General features: G+C 63.1%; 16 protein-coding genes. 5 read left to right on the forward strand and 11 right to left on the reverse strand.

All coding sequences use genetic code 11. From position 1 onward, the window contains the following. Positions 1–31 precede the first annotated feature (31 nt). Together P7F60_RS12270 and P7F60_RS12275 are read right to left on the reverse strand one after the other, a co-directional pair. A complete protein-coding gene (locus P7F60_RS12270) occupies positions 32–3,490 on the reverse strand; it encodes a YhaN family protein (RefSeq protein ID WP_277918006.1) in 3,459 nt (1,152 codons plus the stop codon). A gap of 1 nt (position 3,491) precedes the next feature. Then, positions 3,492–4,727 carry a DNA repair exonuclease gene (locus P7F60_RS12275; protein ID WP_277918007.1) on the reverse strand — a complete coding sequence of 412 codons (1,236 nt, stop codon included), beginning with the start codon at positions 4,725–4,727 and terminating at the stop codon, positions 3,492–3,494. Positions 4,728–4,867: 140 nt separating this feature from the next. Here P7F60_RS12275 and P7F60_RS12280 point away from each other — a divergent pair, with 140 nt between their 5' ends. Continuing rightward, positions 4,868–5,854: an aldo/keto reductase gene (locus tag P7F60_RS12280; protein WP_277918008.1), complete on the forward strand. Its 987-nt coding sequence runs from the start codon at positions 4,868–4,870 to the stop codon at positions 5,852–5,854. A 76-nt stretch (positions 5,855–5,930) separates the two neighbouring features. On the opposite strand, the gene P7F60_RS12285 is transcribed toward P7F60_RS12280, so the two are convergent. The 5 genes from P7F60_RS12285 to clpP all read right to left on the reverse strand — a co-directional run bounded on the left by P7F60_RS12285 (position 5,931) and on the right by clpP (position 13,855). Beyond that, positions 5,931–8,129, reverse strand: a complete 2,199-nt coding sequence (locus P7F60_RS12285; protein WP_277918009.1) for an esterase-like activity of phytase family protein — start codon at positions 8,127–8,129, stop codon at positions 5,931–5,933. Positions 8,130–8,315: 186 nt separating this feature from the next. After that, a complete protein-coding gene (gene hupB / locus P7F60_RS12290) occupies positions 8,316–8,591 on the reverse strand; it encodes a DNA-binding protein HupB (protein WP_277918010.1) in 276 nt (91 codons plus the stop codon). A gap of 287 nt (positions 8,592–8,878) precedes the next feature. Beyond that, positions 8,879–11,296, reverse strand: coding sequence for an endopeptidase La (lon, locus tag P7F60_RS12295; RefSeq protein ID WP_277918011.1), 2,418 nt, complete (start codon positions 11,294–11,296; stop codon positions 8,879–8,881). A 346-nt stretch (positions 11,297–11,642) separates the two neighbouring features. Further along, entirely contained in the window at positions 11,643–12,917 is a 1,275-nt protein-coding gene (clpX, locus tag P7F60_RS12300; protein WP_277918012.1) for an ATP-dependent Clp protease ATP-binding subunit ClpX, read from the reverse strand. Between the two features lie 308 nt (positions 12,918–13,225). Then, the gene (clpP, locus tag P7F60_RS12305) at positions 13,226–13,855 is read right to left on the reverse strand and encodes an ATP-dependent Clp endopeptidase proteolytic subunit ClpP (RefSeq protein WP_277918013.1); all 630 of its coding nucleotides are present in this window, start codon (positions 13,853–13,855) and stop codon (positions 13,226–13,228) included. A 395-nt stretch (positions 13,856–14,250) separates the two neighbouring features. Between clpP and P7F60_RS12310 the strand changes: the two genes are divergently transcribed. Continuing rightward, positions 14,251–15,498 (forward strand): GGDEF domain-containing protein, encoded by a 1,248-nt coding sequence (locus tag P7F60_RS12310; protein WP_277918180.1) that lies wholly within the window; start codon positions 14,251–14,253, stop codon positions 15,496–15,498. A 20-nt stretch (positions 15,499–15,518) separates the two neighbouring features. Continuing rightward, positions 15,519–16,763 (forward strand): cytochrome P450, encoded by a 1,245-nt coding sequence (locus P7F60_RS12315; protein WP_277918014.1) that lies wholly within the window; start codon positions 15,519–15,521, stop codon positions 16,761–16,763. A 54-nt stretch (positions 16,764–16,817) separates the two neighbouring features. On the opposite strand, the gene P7F60_RS12320 is transcribed toward P7F60_RS12315, so the two are convergent. From P7F60_RS12320 to P7F60_RS12330, 3 genes are all read right to left on the reverse strand, one after another. Beyond that, positions 16,818–17,162 carry a cupin domain-containing protein gene (locus tag P7F60_RS12320; RefSeq protein WP_277918015.1) on the reverse strand — a complete coding sequence of 115 codons (345 nt, stop codon included), beginning with the start codon at positions 17,160–17,162 and terminating at the stop codon, positions 16,818–16,820. 54 nt (positions 17,163–17,216) lie between these two features. Beyond that, the gene (locus tag P7F60_RS12325; protein WP_277918016.1) at positions 17,217–18,500 is read right to left on the reverse strand and encodes an O-acetylhomoserine aminocarboxypropyltransferase; all 1,284 of its coding nucleotides are present in this window, start codon (positions 18,498–18,500) and stop codon (positions 17,217–17,219) included. 157 nt (positions 18,501–18,657) lie between these two features. Continuing rightward, positions 18,658–19,086 carry a CoA-binding protein gene (locus P7F60_RS12330; RefSeq protein WP_277918017.1) on the reverse strand — a complete coding sequence of 143 codons (429 nt, stop codon included), beginning with the start codon at positions 19,084–19,086 and terminating at the stop codon, positions 18,658–18,660. Between the two features lie 91 nt (positions 19,087–19,177). Here P7F60_RS12330 and P7F60_RS12335 point away from each other — a divergent pair, with 91 nt between their 5' ends. After that, positions 19,178–19,504: a hypothetical protein gene (locus P7F60_RS12335; RefSeq protein ID WP_277918018.1), complete on the forward strand. Its 327-nt coding sequence runs from the start codon at positions 19,178–19,180 to the stop codon at positions 19,502–19,504. A gap of 143 nt (positions 19,505–19,647) precedes the next feature. Then, positions 19,648–20,484 carry a DMT family transporter gene (locus P7F60_RS12340; RefSeq protein WP_277918019.1) on the forward strand — a complete coding sequence of 279 codons (837 nt, stop codon included), beginning with the start codon at positions 19,648–19,650 and terminating at the stop codon, positions 20,482–20,484. Here P7F60_RS12340 and P7F60_RS12345 read toward each other — a convergent pair whose 3' ends face one another. Next, positions 20,485–21,312, reverse strand: coding sequence for an enoyl-CoA hydratase (locus P7F60_RS12345; protein WP_277918020.1), 828 nt, complete (start codon positions 21,310–21,312; stop codon positions 20,485–20,487). Between the last annotated feature and the right edge of the window lie 177 nt (positions 21,313–21,489).

A 21,489-nucleotide genomic window follows, 5' to 3' on the forward strand; every position in this document is an offset into this window, starting at 1 on the left:
CATGAAAGGCTTGGGGAAGCCGTTGCTTACCTCACTGAAGAGGGACGATATCCGCCGCCGCGCCCAGTTCCCGACGGGCGAGATCGACGACGCTGGCCTGATGGGTGAAGACGATGGTCTGGAAGCGTTCGCCGGTGGCCGCAAGCGTCTTCAGACCGAGTGCGACACGCTCGTCATCAAAGGTCTGGAAGATGTCGTCGACGATGAGCGGCGCCGGTTCGTTGCGGGTGGCGTAATCCTCCAGGAAGGCGAGGCGCAGCGCCAGGAAAAGCTGGTCGCCCGTGCCTTCGCTCAAACCCTCCAGCGGCACACGCTCGCCACCCTGACGCTCGACCATCAGCCGCAATTCGTCGCGCTCGTCATATTCCTGCAAAAGCCGGGCGAAACGCCCGCCGGTCAGCGCCGAAAAATGCTCGCCGGCGCGCTGCATCACCGGATCGGCATGGCGCTCGCGATAGGCTTCCATCGATTTCGCCAGCATCGACGAGGCGAGCTTCAGCACCACCCATTGCCGCGCGAGGTCGCGGGCCTCTTCCTGGGCCGCCTGCTTTTCGAAGACCGCATGCTCGGCGCTGGCGCCGGTTTCCAGCGCTTCGCGCTCGCGCTCGTTCTGGCTGCGGCGGGCGACGAGTTCGCCATGCTTTTCGAACTGGCGATTTTCCTCTTCCTCCAGAGCCTCGATCTCCAGCCCGGCGGCGACGGGATCGAAACCGGAAAGCAGGGCGCGCAATTCGGCTTCGCCCCGGCCTTCCGCCTGTGCATCGAGGCGCAAGCGGCGTTCCTGAAGGCGCTCCAGATGGCGGGCGCGTTCGGAGAGACGCGGCAGCGCGGCGTCGAGATCGCCTGACGGCAAAGCTTTGGCCAGTTCCTCGATGCGGCTCTCGGCCTCGTGCATCGCCGTCTCGGCCCGCTGATGCCGGGCGCGGGCCTCGCTCAGATTTTCGTCCAGTGCCTGCTTTTTCTGATGAGCCGTGCGGGCGGCAATTGCCTTTTCATGGACCAGGCTGATCGCGGCATCGGCGGCGAGCGTCGCGAGCGACGGATCGACCGTGCCGATGACGGCCGCGACACGCTTTTCATAAGAGCCATTGTCCCGCTGCATGCCGGCGACGCGGCGGCGGCGGTTTTCGCGCTCCAGCAGCAGTTCGGGCACGGCGCGCCAGGCCTCCAGCGCAGCGAGCGCCATATCGATTTCCGCTTGCGGCGATTCGCCCTGCCATTCCAACCGCAGGCCGACAACCGAGCAGGCAGCGGAAAAATGCTCGCGCCAATCCTCGCTCTGCGCGAACAGTTCCGATTGCCGCATTTCGAGATCGGATACGCGGCGCTGCGCCGCCCGGCGTTCGCCATCGCGGCTGCGGCTTTCCGCCCAACGTTCGCCAAGGGCGGTTATCTGGCGCTGGATCGCCTGTGCCAGCGCCGTGACCGGCAGCCCCTGCCCCTCGACGCCGATCGCATCGGCAATGCCCTGCAGGACGGGTGCAATACGCTCCGCCCCACGGGCAACGATGGCGATCTGGTCTTCCATCACCGATATCGCCGCCTGTTGGCGGAAAAGCTCATCGACGCCACGGCGCCAGTCGAGCATGGCTTCGACCGTCAGCGGCACGATGCCTGCATCGGCGAACTGGGCCTCGAAATCCGCGCGGCATTGTCCGGCCTGCGCTTCCGCCGCATCAAGAGCGGCACGGGCTTCCTCACTCTGGCGCTCGATGCGCGACAGGCGCAGCCGCGCCTCCGCATGGCGCGAGAGACGGTCAGCATTGGCCTCGGCGGTGTCGGCCAGACGATCCGCATAGGCGATCAGGTCGGCGACGACGGCGCGGTCCTCGTCGGTGGATTTTGGGCCGAGAGCGGCGAATTGCCGGTCGCGGCGGACACGCAGCGCCAGGATGTCGTCGCGGGTGACGACCGCGCCTTCCGCGTCGTCCAGCGTCTCCTCGATCTCAGCCGCTTCCGTGGCCAGCGTTGTCAGGCGCGTGGCGGCGGCGCGGCGCTCGGCCTCGATTTTCTCCTGCCGCTGACCGAAACGGGAGATGAACGCAAGTTCCGGCAGCGGGCGGGCAAGCAGGCGCTCGACATCATCGACAGCGGGTTTCAGGCGGCGGCCGGACAGGGCCAGCGCCTCGCGCGCCCGCTCCACCTGCACATAGAGGCCATCGAGACGGGCCAGCGCCGCCAGTTCGTCGGAGAGCGCGGCCAAACGTTCGGCATAGGGTTTCGGGTCGATCAGCCGGCCGAGATCGCCGGCCTCGTCAAGCGCCGCCAGCCGTTCCTGCTCGGCGGCCTGTTGCCGGGCGAGATCGGCGGTGGCGCGGGCGAGCGACTGGCCGCTATCGGCAAGGCGCTTCAGGCGGGCGAGATCGGCATCGGAGGGCTGGCGCGATTCCAGTTCCTCGGCATCGCCGAGCCCGAGCCGGCGGGCGAGATGCGACAGGTTGGCGTCATAGGTCGCGACCTCGCGCTCTATGGCCGGCAGGTCGCGCCGGGCCTTGGTATACCCGCCCGTATCGGCAAACAGGGTGGTGATCTCGGCGGCAACGGCGAGAAGCCCGGCATCGACTTCGATGCCGCCGCTCTCCGTCGAGAGGCGTTCTACGGTCTCAGCCTCGCGGCGCAAGCTGTCGGTCGCGGTGCGGCGCTGATCCAGCGCCTGGGTCAGCGCTTCGGCAAAACCGGCGGGCAGGCCGTCGAGATCGGAGAAGGCGGCAAGCGCCGCCGTCTCGCGGTCGATTTCCTGCACCAGCGGCTGCAGTTTCTTCAGGCCGCGAAGCTGCTCCAGCCTGGCTCGGCTCTTGCGGCGTTCTTCCTGAAGGCTAGCGAGTTGAGCTTCCAGCTCACCGGCTTCGCCGACCAGCTTCTTCCAGTCCGAAGAGCGCAGTTCGAGCTGGCTTTCGCTGTGGCGAGCGTTGTCGTAACGCTCCACCGCCTGGAAGAAGCTGTGCTCCTGCTTCTTGCGCGGGCCGAAAATCGTCGCCGCCTCGTCGTCCAGCGATTGCCGCAGCTTTCGCAGGCCCATCAGGCCGGAAGCAGCGGAAAACAGCAGCGTGCCGATCTCGCCGCCGCTTTCGAGCATGGCGCGGCCGCCTTCGCGCAGATCATGGGAATCGAGGCCGAAGGCACGCTTGAAAATCTCGCGGTTGAGCGAGCCGAGGAAGGGCACCAGCGCATCCTCGCGCAGCGCCGTTTCCTTGTCGTCATCGGCGAGCAGCGTGTTTTTGGTGCCGCGGCGGCGGCGGAACCGCAGCGTCTCGCCGTTGCGCGCGGCAATCGCCGCGCCGATGCGCAATTGCGCCGGATCGTGCAGGAAGCTGTAGTGCGCCGTGGCGCGCGGATAGCCGAACAGCAGGTCGCCGATAGCCGACAATGCCGAGGATTTGCCGGCCTCGTTGGGGCCATAGACGATATGCAGGCTGGCCGCCGGATTAAACTGCAGCATCCTGTCGGTCAGTGCGCCGTAGCGCAGGAGGTCGAGACAGTCGAAACGCATATCAGGCGCCCTCCCCATTCGCACGCGCCTGCAGCAGCGCGCGGGCCTCGCTCAGCAGGTCCGCAAGTTCGGTTTCGAGCGGATTGTCGCCCGCGCCCGCGCCGCCCGGCATTTTTTGCGCGATATCGCGGATGAAGGCGGCGATATCCTCGGCCAGTTCGCCCGCGCCGCTTTCGACCAGCAGCGCCGACAGGTCGAGCGCATCGCCCGCGCCGGCTTGCGGCAGCGTCAGCGGCTCGATGCGCAGGTCGAGCTTTTCCAGCCAGATATCCTGATGGCAGCGATGGGCGGCGGCCTGCGCCTCGTCGCGCAGATCCTGCCGGCGCGAAACGAGATGGGCGTGGTGGCGGCTTTTGCCTGTCAGGCGCAGCCGGAGCGCCAGCGGGCGATCCTCCATCCCATCGGCAAGGCCGGCGGCCTCCGCCTCGATACGCCGAACGACCGCGGACATATCGTCGTCGCCGTCGAGCGTGACTGTGAGTTCAGCAAAACGCGCCTCGTCGACGATCATCCGTTCATAGCGGATACGTCCCTCATCTACCGTCACCAGGACCGCGCCCTTGGAGCCGCGCTCGCGGATGCTGCGGCCCTGCAGGTTGCCGGGGAATATAATCAGCGGATCCGTGGCCACCACTTCGTAATCATGGACATGGCCGAGTGCCCAATAATCGTAGCCGCGCGAGCGCAAATCATCGACGGAGCACGGGGCGTAGGGTGCGTGCGGCTCGCGGCCGGTGAGCGAGGTGTGCAACACGCCGATATTGAACCAGCCGGCGACCGGCTTCGGATAGGTCAGCGCCAGATTGTCATTGGCAGAGCGCTGGGCGAAACCCTGGCCGTGCAGCGCCACCTTCAGCGCTTCCAGCAAAAAGGTCTGCGGGCGTTGTGTGGAAAATTCGTGGACATTTCCCGGCAGGGTGATGGTGCGGGTGATCACGCTTTCGGCGTCGTGATTGCCGCGCAACAGGTAGACGGGAATGTTTTCCCGCTCCAGCCGCGCCATTTCGCGATTGAAGAACAGGCCGATCTTGTTGTCCTTCCAGTCGCCGTCATAGACGTCGCCGGCGATCAGGAAGAAATCGACGCGGGCTGCGATCGCCTGGGTCACCAGATTGCTGAAGGCCTTGCGGCTGGCCTCGACGAACAAAGCGGCGATGCCGGCATCCTTCAGCGTCAGGCCCTGGAACGGGCTTCCCAGATGCAGGTCGGCGGCATGGACGAATCGAAATGAAGTCATCGGCTTCCTGACACAAGATAGATCCTTCATTTAGGAAATATCCGCCGCGATTGATACCGCCTTCGGCTTCTGTCCTATGGGATTTTGCCTCTGCGCATGGCATAGCGGTTCATTACCCCAAGCAACGGATGGAGATTTCCATGAGACAGCACGCATTCGGCCGCCTGCCCTTCACCGTCAGCGACATCGGCTTCGGCGCCTGGCAGATCGGCGGCTCCTGGGGCGATGTCAGCGAGGCGGATGGCCGCGCCGCCCTCAACGCCGCGCTCGACGCCGGCATCACCTTCGTCGACACCGCCGACGTCTATGGCGACGGCCGCTCGGAAAGGATCATCGCCGACGTGCTGGCCGCGCGCGGCGGCGACCGCCCGATGGTGGCGACCAAAGCCGGGCGGCGTCTGAACCCGCATGTCGCCGACGGCTACACCAGGGCCAATCTCGAAGCCTTCATCGATCGCAGCCTTGCCAATCTCAGGGTCGACAGCCTCGACCTCGTGCAGCTTCATTGCCCACCGACCGAGGTGCTTTACCGGCAGGAGGTGTTTTCCGCTCTCGACGACTTCCAGAAAACGGGCAAGATCAGGGGCTACGGCGTCAGCGTCGAGAAGGTCGAGGAAGCGCTCAAGGCGATCGAATTCCCCGGCGTCGCCAGCATCCAGATCATCTACAACATCTTCCGCCAGCGCCCGGCCGACCTGTTCTTCCACGAAGCGAAACGCAGGAACATCGCCGTCATCGCTCGCGTGCCGCTGGCCAGCGGGCTGCTCTCCGGCAAGATCACCGGCGAAACCGCCTTCGCCGCCGACGACCATCGCAACTTCAACCGCAACGGCGAAGCCTTCGATGTCGGCGAGACCTTCGCAGGCGTGCCATTCGAGGTCGGGCTGCTGGCCGTCGAAGAGGTGCGCAAGCTGGTGCCGGCAGGTGCCGGCATGGCGGCCTTCGCGCTGCGCTGGATTCTGATGAACGAGGCGGTCACCGTCGTCATTCCCGGTGCTCGCAATGCCGAACAGGCGAAGGCGAACGCGGCGGCCAGCGATCTCGCGCCATTGTCGGCCGACGTCATGGCGGCAACGCGCGACATTTACGACCGCCTGATCGCGCCGCATGTTCATCAGCGATGGTAAAGCCGGCATGGACTGAAAATGGAAAGGCCGGGCGACAACCCGGCCTTTTTTGATGTCCGCCAACCGCAATCCCCGATCAGTTGATACCTTCGAGGTCGACCGCGAAGAACAGGGTCTCGCCGGAGGAATCGTCGACGCCGTCATTGTCGGTCACGGCGTAAGCCTTGCCGGCCTTGTCGAAGGCGAAGCCTTCAAGCTTGTCGAGGACATAGCCGTTGGTGGCGGCCTTCAGGTCGGGGATGAAGTCGTGGACTTCTTCCTTGTTCACGACCGGCAGTTCGCCGCCGATCTTGCCCGGCTTTAGGTTGGCGATGGCGACGCGGTAGAGTTTCTTGATCCTGGCGGCATCGCCGATCTGGTTGTCGCGCTCGATGATGTAGACGTAATCGCCATGGGCGGTGATTTCGGAAAGGCCGACCCAGCCCTTGTCCGCCTTGTCGAGCGGGTAGCGCACGGCACCCCATTCCTTGCTCTCCGGCTTGTAGGAAACGAGCTTGACGAAACCCTTCTCGTCCGTGCCCCATTCGCGCTGCACCGCCATCCACAGTGTCTGCTCTGCGCCCGAACCGATGCTGGTGATGCCTTCGAAGCCGAAGCGCGTCTCGCCCTGCAGCAGTTCTGCCGGCAGCGCGATCTCCTTCTTGATCTCGCCCTTTTCGTTCACATTGTAGAGCGCATGCGGCACCAGCTTGGCGCTATCGCCCTCGGAGGCCAGCCAGAAGCCGCCCTTGCCGTCAAGCGTGATGCCTTCGAGGTCGAGCTTCTGGGCCGGCTGTCCTTCGCGCTTGACGACCAGCGCCCTGGTGATTTCCGCCGGCTTCTTCGTGGCGTCGATGGTGTAGATGGTCGGCTGCATCGAATAGAAGGAATCGGAGACGGCATAGAACGTGCCGTCCTTCTCCGCATCGCCCACGAGGCCGGACAGGGCGCCCCAGCCGATCGGCGCATCGTCGACCATGGCCGATTGCAGCGTCGGATAGGCTTTTTCGCCCTCGGCATATTCGTAGAGCATCACATGGGCGCCGGCGCCGCCGTCTTCGCGCAGGTCGGCCTCATTGGCAGTGACCAGCAGGCTGCGGCCGGGAATGGCGACCGCGCCTTCCGGCGAAATGCCGGACGGCAGGATCTGCATCAGTTCCGGCGCGCCACCCGTATCCTTGAAGACGCCGACGACCGAGGCGCGCTCGGCCAGAACGAAAAAGTAGGGCTGCCCGCCGAAGGTCGCGGCTTCCAGACCCTCCGGCTCGATGCCCTTGGCCTTGGAGCGCTTTTCCGGATAGTGGCCGAGACGGGCGACTTCGTGCTCGAAGCTGCTGCCGGCTTCGTAGAGGATCTTGCCGGTGGTATCGAAAATGGTGAAGCCGCGCGAGCCGCCCTCGTAGTCGCCTTCATTGGCGACGACGAGGCGGTCATTGCCGAGCCACTTGACGGCATCGGGTTCGCGCTTGCGGGCGTCCTGCTTGTCGGTAAACTTCAGCGCGCCGTTCGACTTGCTGTCGATGCCCTGGAGGTCGACGGTGCCAGCGGAGAAATGGCTTCTCACCGTGCCGGTCTTGCCGTCGATGATGACGATATGATTGTTTTCCTGAAGGGTGAGCGCGATCTCGCCCTTGTCGTTGATGGCGACGAATTCGGGCTCGGGATCCTCAGGCGCGATCTCTGCCAGGCCGGTCACGGCCACATGCCGGATCGAGCCGCAATCGGCAACGCCGTCCTTGAGGTCGACGATGACGAGATCGCCGGCCGGCATCTGCGGCAGCTTGCCGTCGTTCAGCTCTTCGTCGCGCTCGTTTTCGATGGCGATGGCGGCAAAGGTCTTGTCATGGGAGAGCGCGATCGAATCCGGCTGGCCGCCGAGGTCACAGCTCGCCTCTTCCTTCTTCGTTGCGATGTCGACCACCGACAGCTTGCCGGAGGGCTTCTGCTTGCTTTCCGAGGTGTTGACGGCGACCAGCGCCTTGGCGCCGGCAACGGCGACCGACGTCGGCTCGCCACCCATCTTCAGGGCGCCGAGCGGCTTAGGCGCATGTGGATCGGTGATGTCGACGAAACCGATGGCGCCATAGGGGCTGTCGGAATAGATGAGTTCCATGCCGTCTTCGGTCGCAGTGATGATTTCGGCCGAGGTCCTGGTCGCCTTGTCGGCGTCCTTGGGCAGGTTGTCTGCAACGGCAAAGGCAGCAATACGATTGAAAACCTGTTCGGCCTGCGCGGGAATTGCCGCCGAGGCCAAAAGAGCGGTCGTCAGGGCCACGCGGGAAAATCGGATCGTCATGAGGAAACCCCCTGTTTCCGGTCAAAAGATACGAGAGGGCTTTTGCGGCATCGACATGACAGCGGCATGACGGCCGAACGGTCTCGCCCATCAAAAAGCCCGGCAGGGCCGGGCTTATGAGAGTGCCAAAGCGCGTCACGATCTTTCAGATTCGCTCCTGCGCTTCAGGTCTTTGATTTTCGCATGTCAGCTATTGACGGCATCCTTCAGGCCCTTGCCAGGGGTGAACTTGGGCACGTTGCGCGCGGGGATGTCGACCTCGGCGCCGGTCGAGGGATTGCGGCCCTTCGACGCCTCGCGGTGGCTGACCGAGAAATTGCCGAAGCCGGCCAGGCGCACGTCGCCGCCCTTCTTCAGCTCCGCTTCCACCGCTTCGAAGACGGCATCGATGGCGGACGCAGCATCGGTTTTCGTCAGGCCGGACTTTTCGGCAACGGCAGCGACCAGTTCACTCTTGTTCATGTTTCCACCCTTTCCATGATTTGAAACGATCCGGCTTGGCCGGCGCCATGCACCAGACCTCGCCTTTGCAAACTCTTTCCTTGACGGCACGATTCGGAGTCCCGCCACACGGCCAAGCACAAGCCCGGCAAAAATGTCAAAAACAAGCAAAAGCCGCGGAATTCTCGTCATCCGGGCATCTCAGGTGGATAAAGTGGCGCATTGATCCGGGTTTTCAACATGCGAAAGGCCGGCAATTGCCGGCCTTTCGTGATTTCCTGTCCTGAAACCTCTGCGCGAGGCAGGGATCAATGGGCGATAAGCTGACCGTCGTCGACACCTTCGACCGACGTCACGACCGACGTCTCGACCACGCCATCCCATTCGATCGGCTCGGGCATGCGAAGCAGCGCATGACGCAGCACCTCGCCCATGCGTGACACGGGCACGATTTCCAGGCTGTTCTTCACATTGTCCGGAATGTCGGCCAAATCCTTGGCGTTCTCTTCCGGAATCAGCACCTTCTTGATGCCGCCGCGCAGGGCCGCGAGCAGCTTTTCCTTCAGGCCGCCGATCGGCAGAACACGACCGCGCAACGTGATCTCACCGGTCATCGCCACATCCTTGGAAATCGGGATGCCGGTCATGATCGAGACGATGGCGGTGGCCATGGCGACACCGGCGGACGGGCCGTCCTTCGGGGTCGCGCCTTCGGGAACGTGAACGTGGATGTCGCTCTTGTCGAAACGCGGCGGCTCGATGCCGAAATCCACCGCGCGCGAGCGGACGTAGGACGCGGCCGCCGAGATCGATTCCTTCATCACGTCCTTCAGGTTGCCGGTCACCGTCATGCGGCCCTTGCCGGGCATCATGACGCCTTCGATCGTCAGCAATTCGCCGCCGACTTCAGTCCAGGCAAGACCCGTGACCACGCCGACCTGATCCTCACGCTCGGCTTCGCCGTGGCGGAAGCGCGGCACACCCAGGTAGTCATGGATGTTGGCGGCGGTCACCTCGACCGAGATCGCCTTGCCCTTGATGATTTCCGTCACCGCCTTGCGGGCCAGCTTCATCAGCTCGCGCTCGAAGTTACGCACACCCGCTTCGCGGGTATACTGCTGGATGACCGCCAGGAGCGCATCGTCGCTGACCGAGAATTCGTGCGGTTGCAGCGCATGTTCCTTGATGGCCTTGGGCAGCAGGTGCCGCTTGGCGATTTCACGCTTCTCGTCTTCCGTATAACCGGCGATGCGGATGACTTCCATACGGTCCATCAGCGGCGCGGGGATGTTCAGCGTGTTCGCCGTCGTCACGAACATCACGTCCGAAAGGTCGTATTCGACCTCCAGATAGTGGTCCATGAAGGTGGCGTTCTGTTCCGGGTCGAGCACTTCGAGCAGGGCCGAGGACGGATCGCCACGGAAGTCCATGCCCATCTTGTCGATTTCGTCGAGCAGGAAGAGCGGGTTGGAGCGCTTCGCCTTCTTCATCGACTGCACGACCTTGCCCGGCATGGAGCCGATATAGGTACGGCGATGGCCGCGGATTTCCGCTTCGTCGCGGACGCCGCCGAGCGCCATGCGCACATATTCGCGGCCGGTCGCCTTGGCGATCGACTTGGCGAGCGAGGTCTTGCCGACGCCCGGAGGACCAACGAGGCACAGGATCGGGCCTTTGATCTTCGTGGCGCGCGCCTGAACCGCCAGATATTCGACGATGCGTTCCTTGACCTTGTCGAGACCGAAATGATCCTCGTCGAGAATCTTCTCGGCATTGTTGAGGTTGGTCTTGATCTTCGACTTCTTGCCCCACGGAATGCCAAGGAGCCAGTCGAGGTAGTTGCGCACCACCGTCGCCTCTGCCGACATCGGGCTCATCGAGCGCAGCTTCTTCAGCTCCGCATCGGCCTTTTCACGGGCTTCCTTGGAAAGCTTGGTCTTGGAAATGCGCTCTTCGAGCTCGGCCATTTCGTCACGGCCGTCCTCCCCGTCGCCCAGTTCCTTCTGGATCGCCTTCATCTGCTCGTTGAGGTAATATTCGCGCTGGGTCTTCTCCATCTGGCGTTTTACACGCGAGCGGATGCGCTTTTCCACCTGCAGAACGGAGATTTCACCTTCCATGAAGCCGAGCGCCTTTTCGAGGCGGGTCTTCACGCTGGTGGTTTCCAGCATTTCCTGCTTTTCGGTGATCTTGATCGACAGATGCGAGGCGACCGTATCGGCCAGCTTCGAGTAATCCTCGATCTGGCTTGCGGCGCCGACCACTTCCGGCGAGATCTTCTTGTTCAGCTTGACGTAGTTCTCGAATTCCGAGACCACCGAGCGCGCCAGGGCTTCCACCTCGACGGCATCGTCCTGCGGCTCCTCGAGCACATGGGCATTGGCTTCGTAGAATTCCTCGCGATCGCTGTAGCCGTCGATATGGGCGCGGGCACGGCCCTCCACCAGCACCTTGACGGTGCCATCGGGCAGCTTCAGCAACTGCAGGACATTGGCAACCGTGCCGATCTCGTAGATCTGCGACGGCGACGGATCGTCGTCGCTGGCATTGAGCTGTGTCACGAGCATGATCTGCTTGTCAGACCCCATGACTTCTTCCAGCGCGCGAATGGATTTTTCGCGTCCGACGAAGAGCGGCACGATCATGTGCGGGAAGACCACGATGTCGCGCAACGGCAATACCGGATAGGCAACGCTCTCAGTCGGGGCAGACGTTTTTTTCGTCATTCTCATTTCCTTTCCATAGCCCCGTCGCCGGGGTGTTTGCCGAGCCTGCTTTTATGCGATCCGGCAAAATTCTGTCCGCCTACAAGTGGAGGCCCCCGCCCCATTTTTCAAGGTTCGGTCCCCGCCGCCACCGCGATTGTGACAGCCACGTATATGCTACACTAACCGGTGCAAGCTGATGCGTGGCTTGCGCCCTTTGGCGGCGCGGAATCAGGCATTCAACGATGGTACGCCAATCGCCCGGGAACCAGAAGCTTTTCCTTCAGCCCCGCAAACCCCCGTGAAAACAAAAAGGGCCCCTGCTGGGGCCCTTCATCACTGCTTGGTCGTCGCCATCCGGCGACGGTCAGGCGGAAGCGTTGGCCTTTTCCTCGCGGTCGGCATAGATGTAGAGTGGACGGGCATTGCCGCGCACCACATCGTCCGAGATGACCACTTCGCGCACGCCTTCCAGTTCCGGCAGTTCGAACATGGTGTCGAGCAGGATCTTTTCCATGATCGAGCGCAGGCCGCGCGCGCCGGTCTTGCGCACGATGGCGCGGCGGGCGATCTCGCGTAGCGCATCCTCGTGGAAGGTCAGCTCGACGTCTTCCATCTCGAACAGGCGCTGATACTGCTTGACCAGCGCGTTCTTCGGCTCGGACAGGATCTGGATCAGCGCATCCTCGTCGAGGTCTTCCAGCGTCGCCAGCACCGGCAGACGGCCGATGAATTCGGGGATGAGGCCGAACTTCACCAGATCTTCCGGCTCCAGCTCGCGCAGGACTTCGCCGACGCGGCGATCATCGGGGGCCTTGACGGTGGCGGCGAAACCGATGGAGGTCTTCTCGCCGCGCGCCGAGATGATCTTGTCGAGGCCGGCAAAGGCGCCGCCGCAGATGAACAGGATGTTCGTCGTATCCACCTGCAGGAATTCCTGCTGCGGATGCTTGCGGCCACCCTGCGGCGGAACGGAAGCGACGGTGCCTTCCATGATCTTCAGCAGGGCCTGCTGCACGCCCTCGCCCGAGACGTCGCGGGTGATCGACGGGTTGTCCGACTTGCGGGAAATCTTGTCCACTTCATCGATATAGACGATGCCGCGCTGGGCGCGCTCGACATTGTAGTCGGCGGCCTGGAGCAGCTTGAGGATGATGTTTTCCACGTCCTCGCCGACATAGCCGGCTTCGGTCAGCGTCGTGGCGTCGGCCATGGTGAAGGGAACGTCGATGATGCGGGCCAACGTCTGGGCAAGATAGGTCTTGCCGCAGCCGGTCGGGCCGACCAGCATGATGTTCGACTTCGCCAGCTCGACGTCGCCGCCCTTGGAGGCGTGCGCCAGGCGCTTGTAATGGTTATGCACGGCCACGGAGAGAATGCGCTTGGCCTGCTGCTGGCCGATGACGTATTCGTCGAGAACCTTGATGATGTCCTGGGGCGTCGGAACGCCGTCGCGGGACTTGACCATCGAGGACTTGTTTTCCTCGCGGATGATGTCCATGCACAATTCGACGCATTCATCGCAGATGAAAACGGTCGGCCCGGCGATCAACTTCCGGACTTCGTGCTGGCTCTTGCCGCAGAAAGAACAATAGAGGGTGTTCTTGGAATCCCCCCCGTTGTTGCCGCTGACTTTGCTCATATCACTTTCCTTCCAGCACGCCGCCGATCCGCCAGCCTGCGGATAAGCGGTCCACTCTTTTCGCTTGGGCCCCACGGGAACATGCCCACTGGGCGACGCCAACAGGGAAGCCGTTTTACCGGAGTTTGTCCGCGTTTCCAGCGGTTCCAGGGCCCGACAACACGAATCCCACCGAGACTGATGCTATGTCATAAAAATTCAACATAGCATTAATGGCTATTTTGACAGCCCTCTCCGCCCTTGGAAACCCACCCATCGTTCACAAATGGGATAGAACTGTGGCGGAGAGACGACATGCCTTGCAATTATCAGGCCGTTTCGCCTTCAACCTCGACGCGCGAGGTCATGACGCGGTCGATCACGCCCCAGGACTGCGCCTCGTCGGCGTCCATGAAGTGGTCGCGGTCCAGCGTCTTCTCGACTTCCTCGAGGGTGCGGCCAGTATGCTTGACGTAGACTTCGTTCAGGCGGCGCTTCATCTTGAGGATGTCGCGGGCGTGGCGCTCGATGTCCGATGCCTGGCCCTGGAAGCCGCCGGAGGGCTGGTGAACCATGATGCGGGCGTTCGGGGTCGCGAAACGCATGTCCTTGTGGCCGGCGGCGAGCAGCAGCGAGCCCATCGACGCGGCCTGGCCGATGCACAGTGTCGAGACGGCAGGCCGGATGAACTGCATCGTGTCGTAGATCGCCATTCCGGCGGTAACGATACCGCCCGGCGAATTGATGTAGAGGGCGATTTCCTTCTTCGGATTTTCCGCTTCCAGGAACAGGAGCTGGGCGCAGACCAGCGTCGCCATGTGGTCCTCCACCGGTCCGGTGAGGAAAATGATACGCTCCTTCAGCAGGCGCGAATAGATGTCGTAGGACCGCTCGCCACGATTGGTCTGCTCAACGACCATCGGAACCAACGCCATGGCGGTATCAACTGGATTAGTCATCTCTGTCCTTCATCATGCTCATTCCGACCGCCTCGGTGGGCTTGAGGGAATCATTTTGAATTCGTGTCAACCCTTACATAGAGTGTCACAGGCCCGGACTTCAAGACGCGATGGGCGTTATCGTCGCAGCCGTCCCGGGGCCTCTGGCCGTCCTCCATGCCTGCTATCGGCCTCTTGTGACAGGATGGCCCTTAATTCGACGTTATGGGCGCCCGCGCCCACCGCTTTTCGCGCGCGTAAGGTGAAGGATGTGTGAAAGTGCCGATCCTGTTGGCATCTGTCCCTGTGTGAAACACCCGTCCACAATTTCGGCCTGTCGTGGAAACCGGAATTTAAGGTGTACTTGCTTAGCTGAACGCCGGATATTCAACCAGAAGGGGTAAGCCTTGATCGATGTGAAGACCGGCCTGCTTCTCTGGTCGGCGGAGGCGTTGACGCTGGCCGCGATCCTGATGGTCGCCTGGGTCCACAAGCGTGCGGTCCGTTCCTACCTGTTCTGGAGCCTGGGGCTCTTTGCCCATGGCGCCGGCGTCGCGCTCGTTTCGCTGCGCGGCCATATCCCGAATTTCCTCTCGATCGAGATCGCAAACGGCGTGGCTTTGAGCGCTTACGCCTTCGCCGTCTCCGGCCTCTGTCATCGTGACGGCAAGCCGTTGCGGGCTGCGGGACTGCTTCCGGCGACGCTCTGGGTCGGCTGCATGTTCATTCCGGGCGTGCGGGAAAACCTGGGCTACCGGGCGATGACTTTCAACTTCGGGTCGTGCATCGGCGCGCTGGTCGTCGCCCATTGCCTCTGGTCGCCCGGCTTCGCGCGCCTTGCGACGCGGCGCCAACTGGCGGTCATCTTTCTGCTGCAGGCGATTTCATCCTGCATCGGCGCGGTGGTGATGGCGATCTTTCCCGCCGACACGCTGCAGCAGATCGCCAGCACGCCGCTGACGGCGGCGACCTCCGCAACCTTCCTGGTGCTGGAAGTGCTGTTCGTCAGCAAGATGGTGATGGACGAATCGGAAAAACGGCTGAAGGATCTGGCGCTGATCGACTCGCTGACCGGCGTGCTCAACCGGCGCGGCTTCTTCGAGCGATTCGAATCGATCCGCGCGCAAGCCCTGCGCGAGGGACGATCGATCGGCATCGTGCTGTTCGACCTCGACCACTTCAAGCAGATCAACGACCGCTACGGCCATGCAGCCGGCGACCAGACGCTTATGGTGTTCTCGCGCATCGTCGCGCGGCGCATGGCGTCGCAAGGGGCGTTCGCCCGCCTCGGCGGGGAGGAATTCGCCGCCATCCTGCCGGTGGAAAACACAGCCGTCGCCCGCGCTTTCGCCGAGGGCGCGCGCCAGGAACTGGCGCTGAAGCGCATCTTCGCCGCGCCTTACACAATCGGCGCCACCGTCAGCGCCGGCGTCAAGGTGATGGCAGCCGAGACCGCCAGCGCAGACCTGATGCTGTCTATGGCCGACAAGGCGCTCTATGCCGCCAAACATGCCGGCCGCAACCGCATGGTCGTCGCCGGCGAGGAGGCCGAGCCTCAAGACGATGAGGAAGGGCCTGCCGATATCGATGCCTGCGTCCAGCAGCTGCGCAGCCTGCATATGTCGGGGAATTGCCCCGCCGACAGGACTTTCAAGCGCGGCTGAAACAGGATAAGCCGATCATCATGACTGCATCCTCGCTCCTTACCGTCGATCACGACGCCCGTCACGTTTCCCTCGATGTGCGCGACCCCGCCTTCTACCGCGACCCGAACCAGGTCTATGCGGCGCTGCACGCCATGGCGCCGACCTTCTATTGGAAAGAGCAGCGGCAGTGGTATTTCACCGGTTACGACCATGTGAACGCCCTGTTGCGCGACCGGCGATTCGGCCGGCAGATCCTGCATATCGCCACGCGCGAGGAACTGGGGATTCCGGCGCCGCTGCCGCATACCCGGCATTTCGACGCGGCCGAGGCCTGGTCGCTGCTGGAACTGGAGCCGCCGGAGCACACGCGGCTGCGCACGATGGTCAATCGCGCCTTCGTCTCGCGCCATGTCGAGAAGATGAAGCCGGAAATCGCCGCCCTCTCCCACCAGTTGATCGACCGTTTCGAAAGGGATGGCGAGACCGAGCTGTTGTCCAGCTATGCCGACGTCATCCCGGTCACCATGATCGCGCGGATGATCGGCATTCCCGAGGAGATGGGCCCGCAACTCCTGAAATGGTCGCATGCCTATGTGCGCATGTATATGTTCGCCCGTACGGAAGCCGACGAACATGCCGCGGACCAGGCGGCGGAGGAATTTTCCTATTATCTGCGCGGCATGATCGCCGAACGGCGCGCAAGCCCGCGCGACGACCTGCTCAGCCACATGATCCACACCGAACACAAGGGCCAGTACCTCACCGAGGAGGAACTGATCTCCACGGCCATCGTGCTGCTCAACGCCGGCCACGAGGCGACGGTGCATCAGATCGGCAATTCGGTAAAGACCATCCTCGACAGCGGACTATCGCCAAAGACATTGTTCGGCGATGCGACGGCGACCGAGCGCACGGTGGAGGAATGTCTGCGCATCGGCGCGCCCGTGCATATCTTCGAGCGCTATGCGCTTGAAAGTGTCGAGGTCGACGGCATTCCGTTCCAGCGGGGTGACAAGGTGGGACTCATTCTCGCCGCCGCCAATCTCGATCCGAAAAAATTCTCCGATCCTCTGGCATTCAAACCGGAGCGCAACGAGGGACCGAACCTGTCCTTCGGCGCCGGCATCCATTTCTGCATCGGCGCGCCGCTGGCGCGGCTGGAGCTCAACATCGCCCTGCCAATCCTGTTCGAACGCCTGCCGGGCCTGAAACTTGCAGGACAGCCGGTCGTGAAGGACGTCTATCACTTCCACGGATTGGACCGGCTGGATCTGAGCTGGTGATCTTTGGTTTTTTGTATGACGCGCAAAACGCTGCACAGTTTTGCGCGTCATGCTTCAGAGCCGGATCACATAATCCTTGCGAGTCGTTTCAACGACTTCCCAGCTTCCGTTGAAGCCGGGCTTCACGACCAGCCGGTCGCCTGCCCTTAGGTGAATCGGCTCGCCGCCCTCTTCCGTGAGGATGGAGTGGCCCTCGAGGATGTGGAAATATTCCCACTCGTCATAGGAAACGCGCCACTTGCCGGGGGTCGCTTCCCAGATGCCGGCATAAACGCCGCCTTCGGCCTCATCGAGGTTCCAGGTGCGGAATTTCGGGCTCCCGGAAATCAGCCGGTCGGCCGCCGGTTCGCCGGCCTCCGGCTCGATGCCGGCGGTGTCGAAGGTCAGGAATGTGGACATGGTCTGCTCCGAAGGAAAACGGGCGACCCCTTGGGCCGCCCGTGGAAAAATGCGTCAGGCTTTCGCCAGCGCCTGTTCGAGATCGGCGATGATGTCGGCGACATCCTCGATACCGACCGAGAGCCGCACGACGTCGGGTCCGGCGCCGGCCGCGACCTGCTGGTCCTCGGTCAACTGGCGGTGAGTGGTGGAGGCCGGATGGATGACCAGAGAACGCGTGTCGCCGATATTGGCGAGATGCGAGAAAAGTTCGAGGCCTTCGACGAAGGCCTTGCCCGAATCGTAGCCGCCCTTGAGGCCGAAGGTGAAGACCGCGCCGGCGCCCTTCGGCGAATAACGCTGCTGCAGGGCGTGGTTCGGATCGCTTTCAAGGCCGGCGTAATTGACCCAGGACACCTTGTCATGGCCCTTCAGCCACTTGGCTACGGCCAGCGCATTGTCGCAGTGACGCTGCATGCGAAGCGGCAGCGTCTCGATGCCGGTCAGCAGCATGAAGGCATTGAACGGCGAGATCGCCGGGCCGAAATCACGCAGGCCCAGCACGCGGCAGGCGATGGCGAAGGCAAAATTGCCGAAGGTGGAATGCAGCACCATGCCGGCATATTCCGGGCGCGGCTGCGACAGCATCGGATAATTGCCGGATTTCGACCAGTCGAAGGTGCCGCCGTCGACGATGACGCCGCCCATGGAATTGCCGTGGCCGCCCATGAACTTGGTCAGCGAATGCACGACGATGTCGGCGCCATGCTCCAGCGGACGCACCAGATAGGGCGTCGCCATGGTGTTGTCGACGATCAGCGGCAGGCCATGCTTGTGCGCGACCGCGGCAATCGCGGCGATATCGACGAAGGTGCCGCCGGGATTGGCGAGGCTCTCGATGAAGATGCCACGGGTGCGGTCGTCGATCTGGCTTTCGAAGCTCTGCGGATCGGCCGGATCAGCCCAGCGCACCTGCCAGCCGAAATTCTTGAAGGCATGGCCGAACTGGTTGATCGAGCCGCCGTAAAGACGACGCGCGGCGACGAAATTGTCACCCGGCTGCATGATGGTGTGGAAGACGAGAAGCTGCGCGGCATGGCCGGAGGAGACGGCAAGCGCCGCCGTGCCGCCTTCGAGCGCCGCCACACGCTCTTCCAGAACCGCTTGCGTCGGGTTCATGATGCGCGTGTAGATATTGCCGAACTGCTGCAGACCGAACAGGGCGGCCGCATGATCGGCATCGTTGAAGACGAAGGATGTCGTCTGGTAGATCGGCGTTGCGCGCGCGCCGGTCGTTGGGTCCGGCTGCGCTCCGGCATGAATGGCCAGCGTGTCGAAACCCGGATTGTCCTTGGGCATGAAGATCCCTCCCGTTTGAAATGTCGGGCGGATCATACTCATTTCGAAGGCGATGTTAACCCGCGAAGTTTGGCAAACCGACGAGAGTTTCCGCTTTTCCCTGACTCACGAAAACGCCCTATCTGCTTGCTTTACGGCCCTCCTGCCGGAGCAACCATCACGCCATCACGCGCGGATATTCGATTGCCGGGCAGCGGTCCATGACGACGCGGATGCCGGCGGCTTCCGCCCGTTCCGCCGCGTGATCGTCGCGCACGCCGAGTTGGCCCCAGATGACCTTCGGCAACGGGTCGAGCGCCAGCGCCTCATCCACCACCTGCCCCAGATATTCGGGGGCGCGGAAGACGTCGATCATATCGACGGGCTCGGCGATATCGGCGAGCGTCGCCACCACCGTCTGACCGTGAATCTGCTTGCCGGCCAGGCCGGGATTGACCGGGATCACGCGGTAGCCCTTGCGCAGCAGGAAGCCCATGACGCCATGGCTCGGCCGCTCCGGCTTCGGGGAGGCGCCAAGAAGAGCGATGGTCTTCACCGTGCCCAGGATATCGCGAATGAAACTCGCGTCATAGTGATCGTGACTCATGAAACCTTTCCTCGCACAATGCGTCAAGCAAGCGCCTCTCCTCGCCACACGTTAGCAGGCGGGCGCAGGGGCGCAAGAAAGGAACGCAATCATGCAACGATCAGTTCAGGCTGCCATGCTCGGCCTTCTCCTCTTCGCTGGCGCCGGTGAAGCCCAGGCCATCTCCCGGTACAATGCGCCGTCGATGACCTGCGCCGCCGCCAATGCCGCGGCACGCGCCGAAGGTGCGGTCATCCTGCGTTATCCCTCGCAGAAAGTGCGCGGCATGACGCTTTTCGAGCGGGCGGTGCGCAGCAGCGCCGAATGCGGCAATCATGAATATGCCGAGACACGCTTCATAACCACCTCCGACGCCGCTCGTTGCCCGATCCTCGCCTGCGCGCCCGCCACGGACGACGACTGGTGGCTGCGGCCCTGATCGAGGGGCAAGGAAAAAGGTCGACCGATCCCGAGGGATGACACTGCCGATTTTGCGGACGGATGCCACAAAGCATCTTGTTTTCGCCTGCGCGCTGGCCCAGAAGTTGGGCGGTCTTCCGCTTCCTTCGGATAATATCTCCCGTGTCCCCCGAAATCATCCTCCTCGTCCTGCTTGGCGCCCTGCTGCACGCCACCTGGAATGCCATCGTCAAGGCCGGCGACGACAAGCTGATCGGCGCGGCGATGATCTCGGCCGGCGGCGGGTTGTGCTGCATACCCTTCCTGCCCTTCGTGCCGTTTCCGCATGTCGAGTCGCTGCCCTATCTACTGGCCTCGACCGTTCTGCAATTCGCCTATTTCCAGCTCGTCGCCATTGCCTATCGCATCGGCGATATCGGGCTGGTCTATCCGTTGATGCGCGGTGTGGCGCCCTTGATCGTCGCCATGACCAGCGGCTTCGTCCTCGGCGAGCATCTGAGCCGCACGGCGATGCTCGGCGTCACCACCATCTCGGCCGGCATCATGACGCTGGCCTTCGAGGCGCGGCATGGAAACCGCAACGCCGTTCTCGCGGCGCTCGCCAATGCCGGGGTCATCGCTGCTTATACCTTCGTCGACGGGGTCGGGGCGCGGCTCTCGGGCAATGCCATTTCCTATACGCTGTGGATGTCGCTGCCGCCGCCGGTGCTGCTGTTCGCCTTCGCGATCTATAAGCGCGGCAAGGCGCAAGTGGCCTCCTATGTCCGCCGCCACTGGCCGCGCGGCCTGCTCGGCGGTGCAGGCTCGACCACCTCCTACGGGCTGGCGCTCTGGGCCATGACGAAAGCGCCGGTCGCCACCGTCGCGGCGCTGCGCGAAACCGCGATCCTCTTCGCCATCGTCATCTCCGTGGTCTTCCTGAAGGAGAAGGCGAGCCTCTGGCGCTACGCCGGCGGCGCGATCATCGCCCTCGGCGTGCTGGTACTCCGGCTCGCCTGATCATTCTTCCCATTGCGGATGGCGCTTGCCTAGGAAAGCGCCGATGCCCTCCTCGGCATCGCGGGCCAGCATGTTCTCGACCATGGTCGCGGAGGCGAAGTCGTAGGCTTCCTCCACCGGCATATCGAGTTGGCGATAAAACGCCTCCTTGCCGATCTTCAGCGCCTGCGGCGATTTCGAGGCGATGACGGAAGCATATTTGCTCACCACCTGCGCCAGATATTGCTTGGGTACGATGCGGTTGACGAGACCGAAATCCTTGGCGGTGGAGGCGTCGATGGTTTCACCGGTCAGCAGCATTTCCATCGCCTGCTTGCGGTGGGCGGCGCGCGAGACGGCGACCATCGGCGTCGAGCAGAACAGGCCGATATTGACGCCCGGCGTGCAGAAGGTCGCGGTATCGGTGCAGATCGCCAGATCACAGGAGGCGACGAGCTGGCAGCCCGCCGCCGTCGCCAGCCCATCGATCTCCGCGATCACCGGCTGCGGCAGCTTCATGATCTGCAGCATCAGGTCGGCGCATTGGCGCATGGTCTTTTCGAAGAAGGCGCGGCCGCGATCCTCGTCCTGGCGGTGCGCCGTCAGTTCCTTGAGATCGTGGCCGGCGGAAAACACCTTTCCGGCGGCGGCGATGACCACCACCTTGACCGCGCGGTCTTTTCTCGCTTTGTCGAGTTCCGCCGCGAGCGCATCCATCATGGCGATTGACAGCGCATTGGCCGGCGGATTGGTCAGGGTCAGCCGCAGGATGCCCTCGGTGCGATCGGCGGTCACCAGCGCCGGCGCATCTTCCACGCCGTCTTTCCTGAATGAGACAACTTCCGCCATGGCATCCTCCTGCTGATCCGTGCAGGAGAATTTAAACCCATGGGAAAACCCGGCAAGCCGGCCTGCCGCCGAAAACGCCTTTTCCTGATGTTTTTCGATCCCTGACGCCACCGAATGCGAGCATCAGGATGTGGTAATATGATACCACATTATTAAGCCTTTGATTTCAAAGGTTTC

The organism is Rhizobium sp. YJ-22 (assembly GCF_029601685.1).
GTDB lineage: Bacteria > Pseudomonadota > Alphaproteobacteria > Rhizobiales > Rhizobiaceae > Metarhizobium.

What these genes read in the sequence shown, in the direction of transcription:
- P7F60_RS12270 (WP_277918006.1), bottom strand. Translation starts at nt 3,490, where the DNA reads ATGCGTTTCGACTGTCTCGACCTCCTGCGCTACGGCGCACTGACCGAC.
- P7F60_RS12275 (WP_277918007.1), bottom strand. Translation starts at nt 4,727, where the DNA reads ATGACTTCATTTCGATTCGTCCATGCCGCCGACCTGCATCTGGGAAGC.
- P7F60_RS12280 (WP_277918008.1), top strand. Translation starts at nt 4,868, where the DNA reads ATGAGACAGCACGCATTCGGCCGCCTGCCCTTCACCGTCAGCGACATC.
- P7F60_RS12285 (WP_277918009.1), bottom strand. Translation starts at nt 8,129, where the DNA reads ATGACGATCCGATTTTCCCGCGTGGCCCTGACGACCGCTCTTTTGGCC.
- hupB (WP_277918010.1), bottom strand. Translation starts at nt 8,591, where the DNA reads ATGAACAAGAGTGAACTGGTCGCTGCCGTTGCCGAAAAGTCCGGCCTG.
- lon (WP_277918011.1), bottom strand. Translation starts at nt 11,296, where the DNA reads ATGACGAAAAAAACGTCTGCCCCGACTGAGAGCGTTGCCTATCCGGTA.
- clpX (WP_277918012.1), bottom strand. Translation starts at nt 12,917, where the DNA reads ATGAGCAAAGTCAGCGGCAACAACGGGGGGGATTCCAAGAACACCCTC.
- clpP (WP_277918013.1), bottom strand. Translation starts at nt 13,855, where the DNA reads ATGACTAATCCAGTTGATACCGCCATGGCGTTGGTTCCGATGGTCGTT.
- P7F60_RS12315 (WP_277918014.1), top strand. Translation starts at nt 15,519, where the DNA reads ATGACTGCATCCTCGCTCCTTACCGTCGATCACGACGCCCGTCACGTT.
- P7F60_RS12320 (WP_277918015.1), bottom strand. Translation starts at nt 17,162, where the DNA reads ATGTCCACATTCCTGACCTTCGACACCGCCGGCATCGAGCCGGAGGCC.
- P7F60_RS12325 (WP_277918016.1), bottom strand. Translation starts at nt 18,500, where the DNA reads ATGCCCAAGGACAATCCGGGTTTCGACACGCTGGCCATTCATGCCGGA.
- P7F60_RS12330 (WP_277918017.1), bottom strand. Translation starts at nt 19,086, where the DNA reads ATGAGTCACGATCACTATGACGCGAGTTTCATTCGCGATATCCTGGGC.
- P7F60_RS12335 (WP_277918018.1), top strand. Translation starts at nt 19,178, where the DNA reads ATGCAACGATCAGTTCAGGCTGCCATGCTCGGCCTTCTCCTCTTCGCT.
- P7F60_RS12345 (WP_277918020.1), bottom strand. Translation starts at nt 21,312, where the DNA reads ATGGCGGAAGTTGTCTCATTCAGGAAAGACGGCGTGGAAGATGCGCCG.